15 protein-coding genes are annotated in these 14,925 nt (G+C 73.6%); 9 read left to right on the top strand and 6 right to left on the bottom strand.

Features of this window, described 5'->3' with window-relative positions:
- The first annotated feature begins 6 nt into the window (after positions 1-6).
- From OG556_RS10045 to OG556_RS10020, 6 genes are all read left to right on the top strand, one after another.
- A complete protein-coding gene (locus tag OG556_RS10045) occupies positions 7-918 on the top strand; it encodes a serine protease (protein WP_371516812.1) in 912 nt (303 codons plus the stop codon).
- Between the two features lie 254 nt (positions 919-1,172).
- Positions 1,173-2,663 carry a S28 family serine protease gene (locus OG556_RS10040; RefSeq protein ID WP_371516811.1) on the top strand — a complete coding sequence of 497 codons (1,491 nt, stop codon included), beginning with the start codon at positions 1,173-1,175 and terminating at the stop codon, positions 2,661-2,663.
- A 163-nt stretch (positions 2,664-2,826) separates the two neighbouring features.
- Positions 2,827-3,492 (top strand): TetR/AcrR family transcriptional regulator, encoded by a 666-nt coding sequence (locus OG556_RS10035; protein ID WP_371516810.1) that lies wholly within the window; start codon positions 2,827-2,829, stop codon positions 3,490-3,492.
- Positions 3,476-5,110: an acyl-CoA dehydrogenase family protein gene (locus tag OG556_RS10030; RefSeq protein WP_371516809.1), complete on the top strand. Its 1,635-nt coding sequence runs from the start codon at positions 3,476-3,478 to the stop codon at positions 5,108-5,110. Before OG556_RS10035 ends, OG556_RS10030 begins: the two co-directional genes overlap by 17 nt.
- Positions 5,107-5,985: an amidohydrolase family protein gene (locus OG556_RS10025; RefSeq protein WP_371516808.1), complete on the top strand. Its 879-nt coding sequence runs from the start codon at positions 5,107-5,109 to the stop codon at positions 5,983-5,985. Before OG556_RS10030 ends, OG556_RS10025 begins: the two co-directional genes overlap by 4 nt.
- A 177-nt stretch (positions 5,986-6,162) precedes the next feature.
- Positions 6,163-6,651 (top strand): hypothetical protein, encoded by a 489-nt coding sequence (locus tag OG556_RS10020; RefSeq protein WP_371516807.1) that lies wholly within the window; start codon positions 6,163-6,165, stop codon positions 6,649-6,651.
- A gap of 7 nt (positions 6,652-6,658) precedes the next feature.
- On the opposite strand, the gene OG556_RS10015 is transcribed toward OG556_RS10020, so the two are convergent.
- From OG556_RS10015 to OG556_RS10005, 3 genes are all read right to left on the bottom strand, one after another.
- Positions 6,659-7,495 carry a helix-turn-helix domain-containing protein gene (locus OG556_RS10015; protein WP_371516806.1) on the bottom strand — a complete coding sequence of 279 codons (837 nt, stop codon included), beginning with the start codon at positions 7,493-7,495 and terminating at the stop codon, positions 6,659-6,661.
- A 154-nt stretch (positions 7,496-7,649) separates the two neighbouring features.
- On the bottom strand, positions 7,650-8,132 hold the full coding sequence (locus OG556_RS10010; RefSeq protein WP_371516805.1) for a DUF2269 family protein: 483 nt from the start codon (positions 8,130-8,132) through the stop codon (positions 7,650-7,652).
- Between the two features lie 190 nt (positions 8,133-8,322).
- The gene (locus OG556_RS10005) at positions 8,323-9,030 is read right to left on the bottom strand and encodes a 4'-phosphopantetheinyl transferase superfamily protein (protein WP_371516804.1); all 708 of its coding nucleotides are present in this window, start codon (positions 9,028-9,030) and stop codon (positions 8,323-8,325) included.
- 284 nt (positions 9,031-9,314) lie between these two features.
- On the opposite strand from OG556_RS10005, the gene OG556_RS10000 reads away from it, so the two are divergent.
- Entirely contained in the window at positions 9,315-10,763 is a 1,449-nt protein-coding gene (locus tag OG556_RS10000; protein WP_371516803.1) for a choice-of-anchor A family protein, read from the top strand.
- Between the two features lie 161 nt (positions 10,764-10,924).
- Here the strand turns inward: OG556_RS10000 and OG556_RS09995 are convergent, their stop codons facing one another.
- From OG556_RS09995 to OG556_RS09985, 3 genes are all read right to left on the bottom strand, one after another.
- On the bottom strand, positions 10,925-11,422 hold the full coding sequence (locus OG556_RS09995; protein WP_371516802.1) for a hypothetical protein: 498 nt from the start codon (positions 11,420-11,422) through the stop codon (positions 10,925-10,927).
- A gap of 126 nt (positions 11,423-11,548) precedes the next feature.
- On the bottom strand, positions 11,549-12,775 hold the full coding sequence (gene kynU / locus OG556_RS09990) for a kynureninase (protein ID WP_371516801.1): 1,227 nt from the start codon (positions 12,773-12,775) through the stop codon (positions 11,549-11,551).
- Positions 12,776-12,789: 14 nt separating this feature from the next.
- The gene (locus tag OG556_RS09985) at positions 12,790-13,620 is read right to left on the bottom strand and encodes a tryptophan 2,3-dioxygenase (RefSeq protein ID WP_371516800.1); all 831 of its coding nucleotides are present in this window, start codon (positions 13,618-13,620) and stop codon (positions 12,790-12,792) included.
- Positions 13,621-13,835: 215 nt separating this feature from the next.
- Between OG556_RS09985 and OG556_RS09980 the strand changes: the two genes are divergently transcribed.
- Together OG556_RS09980 and OG556_RS09975 are read left to right on the top strand one after the other, a co-directional pair.
- A complete protein-coding gene (locus OG556_RS09980; protein WP_063347413.1) occupies positions 13,836-14,279 on the top strand; it encodes an Lrp/AsnC family transcriptional regulator in 444 nt (147 codons plus the stop codon).
- Between the two features lie 67 nt (positions 14,280-14,346).
- Positions 14,347-14,892, top strand: coding sequence for an NADPH-dependent FMN reductase (locus OG556_RS09975; RefSeq protein WP_371516799.1), 546 nt, complete (start codon positions 14,347-14,349; stop codon positions 14,890-14,892).
- The last annotated feature ends 33 nt before the right edge of the window (positions 14,893-14,925 follow it).

Below are 14,925 nucleotides of genomic sequence, written 5' to 3'. Positions count from 1 at the left end.
TCTCTCATGAAGAAGCCGCTCATAGGCATGCTCGCCACCGTCCTGGTCGCCGGAGCAACCGCCCTCGCCGGCGCCCTCCCGGCCCAGGCCGCCGCGGAGGCCCCCGCCGCGGTGTCCGCCGCGGCCCAGGACGGCCAGTCCCTGAGCGCCCAGGCCCAGGTCACCGACACCAAGGCGGCCCCCCGCGCCGTCAACTTCGCCGGGACGGTGGCCCTCAACAACTGTTCCGGTTCGCTGGTCCGGATGCCGGGCTCGGCCGCGAGCGACCCGGCCCTCGTCCTGTCCAACGGCCACTGCCTGGAGTCCGGGATGCCCGGCCCCGGCGAGGTGATCCTCAACCAGCCCTCCAGCCGGACCTTCACCCTCCTCAGCTCCACCGGCAGCGGGCTCGGCACCCTGCGCGCGACCAAGGTGGTCTACGGCGCCATGACCGACACCGACGTGTCGATCTACCAGCTGAACACCAGCTACGCCTCGATCCAGTCCCGGTACGGGATCGCCCCGCTGACCATCTCCGCGGCCCACCCCACGCAGGGCACCTCGATCAAGGTCGTCTCGGGCTACTGGAAGAAGATCTACTCCTGCTCGATCGACGGCTTCGCCTACCAGTTGAACGAGGCCGACTGGACCTTCAAGGACTCGGTCCGCTACACCTCCGGCTGCAACGTGATCGGCGGCACCTCCGGCTCGCCGGTGGTGGACGCGAACACCGGGCAGGTGGTCGCGGTCAACAACACGATCAACGAGAACGGCGAGTCCTGCACCCTCGACAACCCGTGTGAGGTCGACGAGAACGGCTCGGTGACGGTGCACCAGGGCATCGGCTACGCCCAGGAGACCTACGGCATCCCGGCCTGCTTCGCCGCCGGCAACCGCTTCGACCTCACCCTGCCCGGCTGCACCCTGGTCCGGCCCTGACCCGACCGTCGCGAAGGCCGATCCGAACTGGCCTGCCTGGCCTGGCCTGACCTGAACCGACCGCCGCCCCGTGCCCGACCGCCACGTCGTGACGGAACCGGGGCGACCCCGCTGACCAGCACCGATCCCCGATGGGCCACCCGCGAACGGCGGGTGGCCCATTCGGCCGTCCACCGGGCGGCCGCCGCACCACCCGCGCCGCGCTGTCGTCCCGACAGGGCGGCAGTCATATCCGCGTGACCAATGGAGAGTTGATGACCACCACGCTGCGAAGGCTGCTGGTTTCCGTCCTGCTGATACCGCTGCTCGCGCTCGGCGGCCTGGCGACCCCGGCGCTGGCCGCCGGTGCCCAGGGCGCCGACGCCGCCGGGGCCGCCCACGGCCGGAGCCCCGCCGACGACCCGAATGCCGACATCAAGGACCGGCTGGCGGCGATCCCCGGGGTGACGATCACCGAGGAGAAGCCGACCACCACCGGCCACCGCTACTTCCTGCTCACCTACACCCAGCCGATCGACCACTTCCGCCCCTGGCTGGGCACCTTCCAGCAGCGCTTCAGCGTGCTGCACCGGGGCTACGACCGCCCGACCGTCTTCTACACCAACGGCTACACGCTGGGCACCAACCCGTCCCGCACCGAGCCGACCCGGCTGGTGGACGGCAACCAGGTGTCCATCGAGTACCGGTACTTCACCCCGTCGCGCCCCGAGCCGGCGGACTGGTCCAAGGCCGGCATCCGCCAGCAGGCAGCCGACTCGCACCGGCTGGTGACCGCGCTCAAGCGGATCTACCAGCAGGAGTGGCTCTCCACCGGCGCCAGCAAGGGCGGCATGTCCTCCACCTACTTCCGCCGCTTCTACCCGGACGACGTCGCGGGCACGATCGCGTACGTGGCGCCGAACAACACCGACGTCAACGACTACGCGGCCTACACCAACTTCTTCCGCACCGTCGGCACCCCCGAGTGCCGGGCCGCGCTGAACGCCGCCCAGCGCGAGCTGCTGGTGCGCCGCGACCGCCTGGAGACCCGCTACGTGGCCGACAACAAGGCCGCCGGCTCGACCTTCAACACCCTCGGCACGCCGGACCGGGCGTACGAGGCGGGCGTGCTCGACGTGGTCTGGGCGTTCTGGCAGTACAGCACCGAGGCGGACTGCGCCAAGGTCCCGGCCGCGGCCACCGCGACCGACGACGCGCTGTACGCGTGGTTCGACTCGCAGTCCGGCATCACCGGCAACAGCGACCAGTCGCTGGCGAAGTACACCGCGTACTACTACCAGGCCGCGACCGAGCTGGGCGCGCCGTTCTTCGACGTCTCGCACCTCAAGGGCGTGCTGCACTACGACTACAAGGAGCTGTACGCGGCCCGGTCGTACGTGCCGAAGGACATCCCGATCTCCTTCAACCCGAACACGATGCGGGACATCGACCGCTGGGTGAAGCACGACGCCGAGCGCATCATCTACGTCTACGGCGGCAACGACCCGTGGGGCGCCAAGCCGTTCAAGCTCGGCCGGGGCAGCGACGACAGCTACGTCTACACCGTGCCGGGCGGCAACCACGGCTCCAACATCGGCCAGCTGCCGGCCGCGCAGTCGGCGGAGGCGACCGCCAAGGTGCTGGAGTGGGCCGGCCTGGGCGACCAGGACGCCGCCCGCTCGCTCGGCAAGAAGCAGCAGATCCCGCCGTTCGGCCCGCTCGACGAGGAGGGCCTGAAGCTGGAGTCGCAGCGCCACCCGCTGTAGAGCCACCCGCTGTGACCGGCAGGTCGTAGCACCGTGTGACGCCTTGGAGGAGGCCGCCCCCGGCCGGGGGCGGCCTCCTCGCGCGTCCGGCGGGGCCGACCCGCCCGGGACGGGCTCCGTCCGACCCCTACCTGAAGCAATGAATCGGTGCTTCAATACTTTCATGGCCTACCGACGCACGCCCGCCGTCCAAGCCCGGCTGGACGCCCAGCGCGAGGCCGTGCTGCAGGCGGCCGCCCTGCTGCTCGCCGAACGCGGCTACGGCGGCTGCACGATGGCCGCCGTGGCGGACCGCGCCGGGATCGCCACCGGCAGCCTCTACCAGCACTTCGCCAACAAGGCCGAGCTGTCCGTGCAGCTGTTCCGCCGGGTGGTCACCCGCGAGATGGCGGCCGTCGACGCGGCCGTCGCCCTCCGGGAGGGCCCGCGGCAGCGGATCGCCGCGGTCGTCGAGACCTTCGCCGCCCGCGCCCTGCGCGCGCCCCGGCTGGCGTACGCGCTGCTGGTCGAGCCGGCCGACGCGGTCGTGGACAGCGAGCGCCTGGTGTTCCGCCGGGCGTTCCGAGACGTGATCGCCACCGAGATCGCCGCCGCCGTGGCGAGCGGCGAACTCCCCGAGCAGGACCCGGTGCTGACCGCCGCCGCGCTGGTCGGCGCGGTCGGCGAGGCGCTGGCCGGCCCGCTCGCGGCCGCGCCCGTGCCTGCGGCGACGGCCGCACCCACGGAAGCGGCCGCGCCCACGAAGCCGGCGGGCACCACCGACGTGGTCCCCGCCCTGGTCTCCTTCACTCTGCGTGCCCTGGGAGGACGCGATGACAGCGACGCATGAGGTCACCAACCAGGTGCCCCTGCCGTACGGACACGACACCGCCGCCGATCCGACCCTGCTCGCCGCCCTGCACCGGGCCGGCGCCGGCTGGGCCGAGGCCGAGCTGCACGAGCTCGGCCGCCTGGCCGGCTCCGAGCAGGCCGCCGAGTGGGGCCGGCTGGCCAACGAGAACCCGCCCGTGCTGCGCACCCACGACCGCTTCGGCCACCGCGTCGACGAGGTCGAGTTCCACCCGGCCTGGCACGAGCTGATGCGCACCGCCGTCTCCCACGGCCTGCACGCCGCGCCCTGGCGGGACGAGCGGCCCGGCGCGCACTCCGCCCGGGCCGCCAAGTTCTTCGTCTGGGGGCAGGTCGAGGCCGGCCACACCTGCCCGATCTCGATGACCTACGCCGCCGTCCCGGCCCTGCGCGCGAACCCCTCCCTGGCGGGCGAGTTGGAGCCGCTGCTGGCCGCCACCACGTACGACTTCGGGCTGCGCGAGCCGCGCACCAAGCGCGGGCTGATCGCCGGCATGTCGATGACCGAGAAGCAGGGCGGCTCGGACGTCCGCACCAACACCACCACCGCGACCCCGCACCCGGACGGCACCTACCGGCTGACCGGCCACAAGTGGTTCACCTCGGCGCCGATGTCCGACCTGTTCCTGACGCTCGCCCAGGCGCCGGGCGGGCTCAGCTGCTTCATGCTGCCGCGCGTCCTCCCGGACGGCACCCGCAACCGCCTCCAGCTGATGCGGCTCAAGGACAAGCTCGGCAACAAGTCCAACGCCTCCGCCGAGCTGGAGTACGACGGCGCGGTCGGCTGGCTGGTCGGCGAGGAGGGGCGCGGGGTGGCGACCATCATCGAGATGGTCAACATGACCCGCCTGGACTGCACCGTCGGCGCCGCCTCCGGCATGCGCTACGGCGCCACCCGGGCCGTCCACCACGCCCTGCACCGGCGCGCGTTCGGCCGGCCGCTGGTGGACCAGCCGCTGATGCGCAACGTGCTCGCCGACCTGGTGGTGGAGTCCGAGGCGGCCACCGTCGTCGCGATGCGGCTCGCCCGGAGCACCGACCTGGCCCTGGCCGGGGACGAACCCGAGGCGCTGGTAAGGCGGTTGGGCCTGGCGGTGGCCAAGTACTGGGTCTGCAAGCGCGGCCCGGCACACGCCGCCGAGGCGCTGGAGTGCCTGGGCGGCAACGGCTACGTCGAGGAGTCCGGGATGCCCCGGCTCTACCGGGAGGCGCCGCTGGTGTCGATCTGGGAGGGCGCCGGCAACGTCGCCGCCCTGGACGCGCTGCGCGCCATGGCGAAGCGCCCGGAGACGGTCGAGGCCTTCCTCGGCGAGCTCGACGCCGCCGCCGGGGCGGACCGCCGGCTGGACGCGGCCGTCGCCGACCTGCGCAAGCAGCTCACCGACCAGGCCGACCTGGAGTACCGGACGCGCCGGCTGGTCGAGTCGATGGCGCTGGCCTTCCAGGGCGCGCTGCTCGTCCGCCACGGCAGCCCGGCGGTGGCGGACGCGTTCTGCGCCACCCGCCTCGCCGGCGACCGCGGCTCCGCCTTCGGCACCCTGCCGTCCGGCGTCGACACCGCCGGGATCATCGACCGGGCCCGCCCGGTGCCGGCGTGAGCGAATCCCAGGAGGTCCGCGCGTTCTGGCAGGCCCTGGGCCTGCCGGGCCTCATCGACGTGCACACCCACTTCATGCCGAAGAACGTCCTCGACAAGGTGTGGGCGTACTTCGACGCGGCCGGCCCGCTGGTGAACCGGCCCTGGCCGATCACCTACCGCGAGGCCGAGGAGCAACGCGTCCAGCGGCTGCGGGACTTCGGCGTCCGGGCGTTCACCTCGATGCTCTACCCGCACAAGCCCGGCATGGCCGGCTGGCTGAACGCATGGTCGGCCGACTTCGCCGCCCGCACCCCGGAGTGCCTGCACACCGCGACGTTCTTCCCCGAGCCCGAGGCGCCCGGCTACGTGGCCCGCGCGATCGAGGACGGCGCCCGGGTGTTCAAGGCGCACGTGCAGGTCGGCGGTTACGACCCGGCGGACCGGCAGCTGGACGAGGTGTGGGGGCTGCTTGCCGAGACCGGCACCCCGGTGGTCACCCACTGCGGGTCCGGACCGGTGCCGGGCAACTTCACCGGCCCCGGTCCGATCGGCGAGGTGCTGAAGCGCCACCCCGGACTGGTCCTGGTGGTCGCCCACCTCGGCATGCCCGAGTACCGCGACTTCCTCGACCTCGCCGAGCGCCACCCGGCCGTCCGGCTGGACACCACGATCGCCTTCACCGACTTCGCCGAGGCCGACGTGCCGTTCCCGCGCGCCGAACTGCCCCGCCTGCGCGGCCTCCGGGACCGCGTCCTGCTCGGCAGCGACTTCCCCAACATCCCGTACCGGTACGTGCACCAGCTGGAGGCGCTGGCCGGGCTGGGCCTGGGGGAGGAGTGGCTGCGGGCCGTCTGCCACGACAACGCCGCCGGGCTCTTCGGGCTGCCGGGCTGAGGCGGCCGGTCGCCGGGGGCGCGGCTCTGAGCGCCCCCGGCTGCCGGCCTGGCCCCGACCTCGGCTGGGGGCCCTTACCTGCGGGGTAATCGACGCCCGGCGGCCGGGCGGGCAGGGTGGGGGGCCCGGCGGGCGTCACCGCCGCCGGGCCCATCCCCGTCAGGAGGCTGATCCGCCATGTCCGCGAACACCCTCACGCCCGCCCGCCCCGGCTCCACCTCCCCCCTGTGGACGGTGCGCGGCGTGCTCGCCCTGGACGCCCTGGTCACCGGCGGCAACGGCCTCGTCTACCTGGCCTTCGCCGGCCCGGTCGGCGAACTGCTCGGGGTCGGCCGCAGCGTCCTGCTCGCCCTCGGGCTCTTCCTCACCGGCTACGCCCTCGGGGTCGGCGCCCTGGCCGCCCGCCGGCGGCCGCCGCGGCTCGCGGTGCAGGCGGTGATCGACCTCAACGCCGTCTGGGTGGTGCTCAGCCTGGTGGCGATGGCGGCCTGGCTGGAGCCGACCACGGCCGGCGCCGTCTGGATCCCGGTGCAGGCCGTGGTGGTGGCCCTGTTCGCCGTCCTCCAGTTCACCGCGCTGCGCCGACGCGACGGGGGTGGCGGCCGCGACGGGGGTGTCGGCCGCGTCGGGGGCGTCGGGGGCGGCACCGAGGGGCGCCGCACCTGAACCGGGGTCAGCGCTCCGGGCCGACCGCGTCCTGGAGGAACCGCACCGTCTCCGCGTCGGCTGGCAGGAGGGTCTCCATGGCCAGCTCGGAGACCGTCACGTCCAGCGGCGTGTTGAAGGTCGTGATGGTGGACAGGAACGACAGCACCCGCCCCTCGTGCCGGATCCGCATCGGCAGCGCGAACGGGAACGGCCCGGCGCCGTCCGCCTGCTCCCCGCCCGGGCCCGGGTCGTCCGCCGCCGTCGGGTAGCCGGCGACCTCCTCGTACAGCCGTCGCAGCGCCTCGCCGCGCAGCAGCTCGATCCGGTGCTCCACCCGCTCCAGCAGGTGCCGCCGCCACTGCGGCAGGTTCACGATGCGCGGCGCCAGCCCCTCGGGGTGCAGGGCGATCCGCATCGCGTTGAGCGGCGGTTCCAGCAGGTGCGGGGCGACGCCGTCGAGGAGCAGCCCGAGCGAGCGGTTGGCCGCCAGTACCCGGAAGGTTCCGTCGACGACCAGTGCCGGGTACGGGTCGTGGGCGGCGAGCAGCCGCTCCAGTCCGCCGCGCAGCGCGTCCATCGACGGGTCGTCCAGCGGCGTCTCGGGGAAGTGCGGGGCGTAGCCGGCCGCGAGCAGCAGGGTGTTGCGTTCGCGGACCGGGACGTCCAGGTGCTCGGCGAGCCGCAGCACCAGCTCCCGGCTCGGGCGGGACCGGCCGTTCTCGACGAAGCTGAGGTGCCGGGTCGAGGAGTCCGCCCGCAGGGCTAGTTGCAGCTGGCTGAGCTGCCGCCGTTCGCGCCAGCCGCGCAGCAGCGGACCGACTCCGGTACCCGTCGGGCTGCCCATGCCCGCCATGATCGTCATGGCCAGGACGGTACTGGACCGGGCCCGCCCCGGGGGAGAGGGCCTTCCGGCCAGGGAAGCGTGGCGCCGGGCGGCGTGGTTCCGGACGGCGTGGCGTCGGGCGGCACGGCTGGGCGGTGGAGTCCCTCGTTCGGTACGGCTTCGGGGGCCCGGCTCAGACGCCGGTGCTCGACCCCGGCCGGATGACCATCAGTACCACGACCACCGCCCACAGCAGGTTGAACACCCCGGCCGTCATCGGCAGCAGCCGCAGGCCCTGGACGGCCTTGGCGTGCTGCTCCGGCGCGGTGTCGGCGCCGAGCGCGTCCACCGCGGCCTGCTGCCCGGGCAGGACGAAGAGCAGCAGCGAGAGCGCGGCGATCGCGGTGAGCACCATCGAGACGATGATCCAGGACTGCCCGAGCACGTCCATCACCTGGGCGAGGCCGATGCCCATCACCGGCACCGCGACCCCCAGCAGGGCGTAGACCTGGGTGATCCGGTGCAGGATGCGCAGCACGCCCGCGTCCGCGGCCTGGTCCGGCCCGCCGGCCAGCGCGGCCTTGGCCCGGCGTGGGAACATGCTGACGGCCACCGCGACCGGGCCTATGAACAGGACCGACGCGAGGACGTGCAGGCTCAGCAGGAACTTGGCCATGGCGGGGACACCCTTACATCCGGCGGTGGGCAGCTGGTGCGGCGGGCGTCCGGTGGCGGCGCGCCCGCGATCAGGCACGCTAACACCGCTTATCCGGGGGCCCGCCGCGCGGGTGGGCGTGCTCGTTCCGCAGGGCGGCGGAGTTCCGCCCTGGTCAGCCCACCCTGTCTGGCCAGCTCGCCCTGCCTGGTCAGCCCGCCGTCGTCAGCTGGACGATCCTCGGCGCGGCGGTGCTGACCGCCGCGACGGCGGCGCCGTGCTCCGGGTCGGCCCAGTCGAGCAGGTGCAGATCCTGGTGGCGGCTGCGCAGCGGGGCGCCGGGCGGGACGTCCAGGGGCAGGTCGGACAGGTCGACGGAGGCCAGGGTGTCCAGGGTGGCCCGCCCGATCTTGATCAGCGACTCCTTGCGCACCCACAGCCGCAGGAACGCCTGGTCCGGCTCCGGTGCCGCCTCGACCAGGCGCAGTTCGGCGGGGGAGAGCACCCGGCGGGCGACGGCGCCCAGCGATCCGCCGCGCGCGGCCAGCTCGACGTCCACCCCGACCGGCTGGTGGCCGGCTCCGGCGGCGACCACGCCCCGGGTGTGCGACAGGCTCACGTGCACCTCGGGGTGGTCCGGCAGGTACGGCTTGCCGTGGTCGGCCAGGCCGCAGTCCGGGCACTGCTGGGCGAGTGTGAGCGAGGCCGCCGGGACGTCGAGCAGCCGGGCGGCGCAGAGCCGGACCAGCACGTGGCCGGCGGTGAAGTCGATCCGCCCGGACTCGTGCCGGAAGCGGGCGGCGCGTTCGAGTTCGAGGGGGGTGAGCAGGTGCTCGCCCGCTTCGGGGTGCCGCAGTACGGCGTCGGCGGACGCGACGGCGACGAGCGGCGTGCTCTGGTCCTGGGCCTCGGAGGTCATTGCTCCAACCTAACGGGCGCGGACGTCGGGCGGGGGCGGCGCGGAGGTCGTCCGGGCAGGGCCGGTGGGAGACGACTGCTGCGCCGCGCGGTGGATTTTCGGATCGGATCTGAGGATCTGTAGGGTAGGAATCGCCCGATTTGAGGTTGGATGTCCCGGATCTGCGGGATCGCCAGCAGATAGTACGAACGGGGCAGGTTGTGCGCACCTGCTCCTTTTCCTATGCGCGGAGGAATGTGTCGATGGGTCAGGGCACCGGTACGCCGGATCACAGAACGACCGCCGTGAGAAGAGAACCCGCCACCCGCAGGCGCCGGACCGTCCGGGTCGCCGTGGCGACCTTCGTCGCGGCGCTGCCGCTGGCGGCCGTGCTGACGGTCGGTTCGGCCGCGCCGCTCGCCCCGCCGCTGGGCGCCTGCACGGGCCCCGACTGCCCCGCCACCTGGCCGCCGCCGAACAACGGCGACTTCCCCGGCCGGGACGCCAGCATCAACGTCTTCACCGGCGGCAACTACACCGTGACCGGCCGCGCCGCGGAGGCAGAGGGCAAGATCGTCGCGCTGGGGAACCTGACCGTCGAGAAGAACGGCGGCGGCATCTACAACATGGGCGTCGTCGGCGTCGGCTCGCGCGTCGTCCCGCCCAACGGCAGCGACTTCGTCACCACCGGCGGCAACGTCGACGTCGTGACCGGCAACTCGATCCTGATCGGCGGGAGCGACTCCAACGGCCCGGCCTTCGGCAACCTGCGCCACGCGGGCAGCGTCACCGGCACCGTCAGCATCGACCCCACCGGCGAGTCGATCCAGGACCCGAACGCCGCCGCCCCGTACCAGACGGTGCTCACCCAGATCGAGGAGATCTCCGACTGCGTGGGGAAGGCCGCCGCGACCGGCACCGTCGACATCTCCTCCAGCCAGGCGACCTTCACCGGTGACGGGACCAGCCTGAAGCAGGTCTTCAACGTCACGCAGAACCTCGCCTCACCGAGCGGCGGGCAGATCGGACTGGTCTTCGACAACATCCCGGCCGGGGCCACCGTCGTGGTGAACATGCTCGGGGACAGCCCGATCATCAACACCTACACGGGCACCGGCCTGGCCGGGGACCAGACCACCGACATGCGGTCGAAGCTGATGTACAACTTCCCGACCGCGACCTCGGCGCAGATCCGCGGCAGCGCCCAGTTCCAGGGCTCGGTCCTGGCCGGCAACCCGGGCGGCACCACGACCATCGCCCAGCCCGGGATGAACGGCCGGGTGTACCTCGCGGGCAACCTGATCCACACCGGCACCGGCGGCTACGAGATCCACAGCTACCCGTTCGACGGGGACCTGCCGGACTGCCAGACGACGCCGAGCCCGTCGCCGTCGACCTCGCCGTCCTCCTCGCCGTCGTCGTCGCCCTCCTCTTCGCCGTCGTCGTCCCCGTCCTCCTCGCCGTCCTCCTCGCCGTCGTCGTCCCCGTCCTCCTCGCCGTCGGCTTCGCCCTCTTCCTCACCGTCGTCGTCCCCGTCCTCGTCGCCCTCGGCCAGTCCGTCCAGCTCGGGCCCGGCTCCGACCAGCCACCACCCGTCCGAGCACCCGACCAGCCACCACCCTGGCGGCGGTGGTGAGCTGCCCTCCACCGGCGCGGGCAACGCCCCGGTGGTCTTCGGCCTGGCCGGCGTCGGCCTGCTCGGCCTCGGCGGTCTCGCCGTCCTGGCCGCCCGCCGTCGCGGCCGCCACAGCTAGCACCGGCAGGGAACGCCTGAACGGTTGAACAGCGGCAACAACGGCAACAACGGCCCAGGCCGCCCGGGTCGACCCCGACCGGGCGGCCTGGGCCGTGTCGGCGGCCCGCCGCGGGCATGCGTCGGCCCCTCGCCCCGCACGGGCGAGGGGCCGACGGCGGTTCAGCGGGAGCGGAAGAAGCGGTCCACCGTGCGGCGGCTGGCGGCGACGGCGTGCACCGGTTCACCGACCACCCGGCCGGCCAACGTTACGGCCAACTCTCCTACGTCCTGGCGGAGTTGTTCGGCAGCCGCGGCCCGGTCGGCGGCGATCCGCGCGTGGGTGGCGGTGACCAGCCGGTGCCGGTCGCGGACACCCTCCGCGCGGGCCGCGGCGACGGCCGCCGCACCCTGCTCGGCGTACTCCTGCCGGATCCGGGCCGCCTCGTGCCGGGCCTGGGCCAGTTCCTGCCGACCGGCGTCGTGGGCGGCCTCCGCTTCGGCGCGGATGGCTTCGGCGCGTTCGGCGCGGCCCTCGGTCGCGTCCCACCGCTCGGTCTGGATCCGCTCGACGCGGGGGAGGATGCGGTGGCCCAGCGTCCACGTGATCAGGAAGAACAGGGTCAACCCCAGGGCCAGCATGAAGGGTTCGGGCGAAAGCGGTCCGAGTTCGATGTTCACGCAAACCTCCCCTTGCGGCTGACGGTCAGTCAATCGAGAGGTTTCCCAAGGGTGATGGGAGTCGAACTTTACCGGGGCATGACGTGCGTCACTGTCCCGTGGCGGACCGCGCCGCGCCGCCGGTCCTCAGGTCACCTCGCCCCGGCGGGAGAACCGCTCCTCCCGCCACTCCCCGCCGGCCAGCACCTCGGCCAACTCCCGGGCCGCGTCCCAGACGTCGGTGTACGAGACGTACAGCGGGGTGAAGCCGAACCGCATGAGGTCGGGTGCGCGGAAGTCCCCGATCACGCCGCGCGCGATCAGCGCCTGCACCACCGGGTAGCCGTCGGCGTGCCGCAGCGCGACCTGGCTGCCCCGCCGGGCGTGCTCGCGCGGGGTCACCACCTCGATCCCGTCCAGGCCCTCGACCAGTCCGATGAACAGGTCGGTCAGGGCCAGGCTCTTCGCCCGGACGGCGGCCGGGTCGACGCGCTCCCAGACGTCCAGGCTCGCGCCCAGCGCGGCCTGCCCGAGCAGCGACGGCGAACTGGTCAGGAAGCGCCCGATGCCCGGCTTGGGGTCGTACCCGGGCTCGAAGGCGAACGGGCGGGCGTGCCCGAACCAGCCGCTCAGCGGCTGCCGCGGGCCGGTCGCGAGGTGCCGCTCGGCGACGTACAGGAAGGCCGGCGAGCCGGGGCCGCCGTTCAGGTACTTGTAGGTGCAGCCGACCGCGAAGTCCGCTCCCGCGGCGCCGAGTTCGACCGGCAGCGCGCCCACCGAGTGGCAAACGTCCCAGATCATCAGCGCGCCCGCGGCCTGCACCCGGGCGGTGATCCCGGGCAGGTCCAGCAGCTCGCCGGTGCGGTAGTCCACGTGCGAGAGGACGACCGCGGCGACGTCGCCGTCCAGGTGCCGGTCCAGCTCCTCGGGCCGGACCAGCACGCTGCGCGCGCCCTCGACCAGGCCGGTGGCGCCCTCGGCGATGTACAGGTCGGTCGGGAACGCCTCGCCGTCGCCCAGCACCGTGCGCCGCCCGGGGCGCAGCCGCAGCGCGGCGACGAGCACCTTGAACAGGTTCACCGAGGTGGTGTCGCAGACCACCACCTCCTCCGGCCCGGCCCCGACCAGCGGGGCGATCCGCCGCCCCAGCCGGTACGGCTGCTCGAACCAGCCGGCGTCGTTCCAGCTGCGGATCAGCTCCCGGCCCCACTCCTCCTCGACCACCTGCCGCACCCGCTCCGCGGTGCGCACCGGCAGCGCGCCGAGCGAGTTCCCGTCCAGGTAGACCACCCCGTCCGGCAGGGCGAACTCCTTGCGGAACGCCGCCAGCGGGTCGACGGCGTCCAGCGCCGCGCACTCCTCGCGCGTGACCATGCCCATCCCCTCGTTCACAGCTCGTCCCGGATCGTCCACAGCTCCGGGAACACGTCCTGTTCGGCGGACCGGCGCAGCCAGCTCAGCCCGCTGGAGCCGCCCGAGCCGGGCTTGCCGCCCATGGTCCGCTTGACCGCGGACAGGTGGCGCTGGCGCCAGCGGGTGACCCGCTCGGCGACGTCCAGCAGTGCCTCGGCGAGCGGCTGCAGGCCGGCGTGCTCCGGGTCGGTGTAGACCAGGCGCCAGGCCGCGGCGACGTCGTCGCCGGCGCGGTAGCGCTGCTCGGAGGGCTCCGGGTGCAGCGGCAGGCCGCGCCGGGCCAGCAGGGCCAGCGCGTCGTCGTACAGGCCGGGGGAGCGCAGCGCCTCGGTCAGCTCGGCCTGTGTCCGCGGCATCCCGTCGTACATCGTGAGCAGGGCGGCGTTCTTGTTGCCGAGCAGGAACTCCAGGTGCAGGAAGGCCGCGGACTGGAAGCCGGAGGCCTGGCCGAACGCCGCGCGGAAGCCGTTGAACTCCTGCGGCGTCATGGTGGCCAGCAGGTCCCAGGACTCCACCAGCACGTCCTGCACGTGGGTGCCGCGCCGCAGCGCGGCCAGTGCGGCGGGCAGGTCGTCCTCGCGCAGCGCGCGCTGGGCGAGCGTCCACTCGTGCCGCAGCAGGTCGAACAGCAGCTCCATCACCTGCGTGGTGACGATGAACGACAGCTCGGCCGGCACCTTGCTGCGCGGGTGCTGGAGGCTGTGCAGCTCGTCCAGGCACACGTAGCGGGCGTACGGGGTGCCCCGATCCGGCTCCCCGCGCCGATCGAACGACAGGCTGGGCGTCTCCACCGTGTCGTGCCCCATCCCGATTCCTCCTGATCCACCCGGGCCCGTCGCCCGGACCGGCGACCAGACGGACGGCCTGGTTCCACCGGGGTGCCCATTGTGCGGCGGTGCGACCCCCCGGTTGAATGGTCGACGGACACCGCAACCGCGATCCGGGCTGTTATTCGCGAGGCGTTCGGCCGATTCGCTTTACGATCGCGAAACCACCCATTCCAGTCACTCCGGGAGCCGCCATGGACGCCGTCGACCGCCGCCTGCTGGCCGAGTTGCAGACCGACGCCAGGCTCTCCTACAACGAACTCTCCCGCCGGGTGAGCCTGTCCGCACCCGCGGTGGCCGAACGGGTCCGCCGACTGGAGTCCGACGGCGTGATCACCGGGTACCACGCCCACGTGGACCTCAGCCGGGCCGGACTGCCGATCACCGCGCTGGTCCAGATCCAGTGCTACGGCCCGCGCTGCGTGCTGCGCGACCCCCAGGTGGCCGCCTGGCCGGAGGTGCTCCAGTTGCACCGGGTCACCGGCGGGGCCTGCTGCGCGCTGCTGGTCGCGGTGCCCACGATGGCCGATTTCGAGGCCCTGTGCGACCGGCTCGGCGGCTACGGCCAGCCGTCCAGCTCGATGATCCTCTCCAGCCCGGTGCCCTGGCGGCCGGTGGTCGCGCCCGCCGGGGCGTAGCGCCACGGCATCATGGCGCCGGCGCGACCGACGAGCGGCCCGGGGCCGGAACGGTAGGTTCCTCGGCATGCCGAACGAGCGTCACATCCTGCTGCTGCCCGGGAGCCTGCGGGCCGGTTCCGCCAACGAGACCGTGCTGCGCACCGCCGCCGCCGTGGCCGCCGCCACCCCGGGCCTGCGGGCCACCTACTACGCGGGGCTGGCCGGCCTGCCGCACTTCAACCCGGACCACGACACCGACCCGCTGCCCGGGCCGGTGGCCGCCCTGCGCGCCGCCGTCGAGGCCGCCGACGCGCTGCTGGTCTGCACCCCCGAGTACGCCGGGACGCTGCCCGGCTCCTTCAAGAACCTGCTGGACTGGACGGTCGGCGGGACGGAGATCGCGGACAAGCCCGCCGGCTGGATCAACGCGGCCGGCCCGGGCCGGGGCCAGGGCGCCGAGGCCACCCTGCGCACCGTCCTCGGCTACACCGGCGCGGCCGTGGTGGACGGGGCCTGCGTCCGCATCCCGCTGGACCGCGGGGCGGTCGGCCCGGACGGACTGGTCGCCGATCCGCTGGTGCGGGAGCGGATCGGCGAGGTGCTGGCCCGGCTGGCGGCGGCCGCGGCCTGAGGGGTGGCGGCCTGGCGGGCGAGGGTCTGACGG

Origin of the sequence: Kitasatospora sp. NBC_01300, from assembly GCF_041435235.1 — a bacterium.
Taxonomy (GTDB): domain Bacteria; phylum Actinomycetota; class Actinomycetes; order Streptomycetales; family Streptomycetaceae; genus Kitasatospora.
The sequence above is the reverse complement of the archived record's forward strand: the minus strand, read 5'-3'. Positions and strand labels throughout refer to the sequence as shown.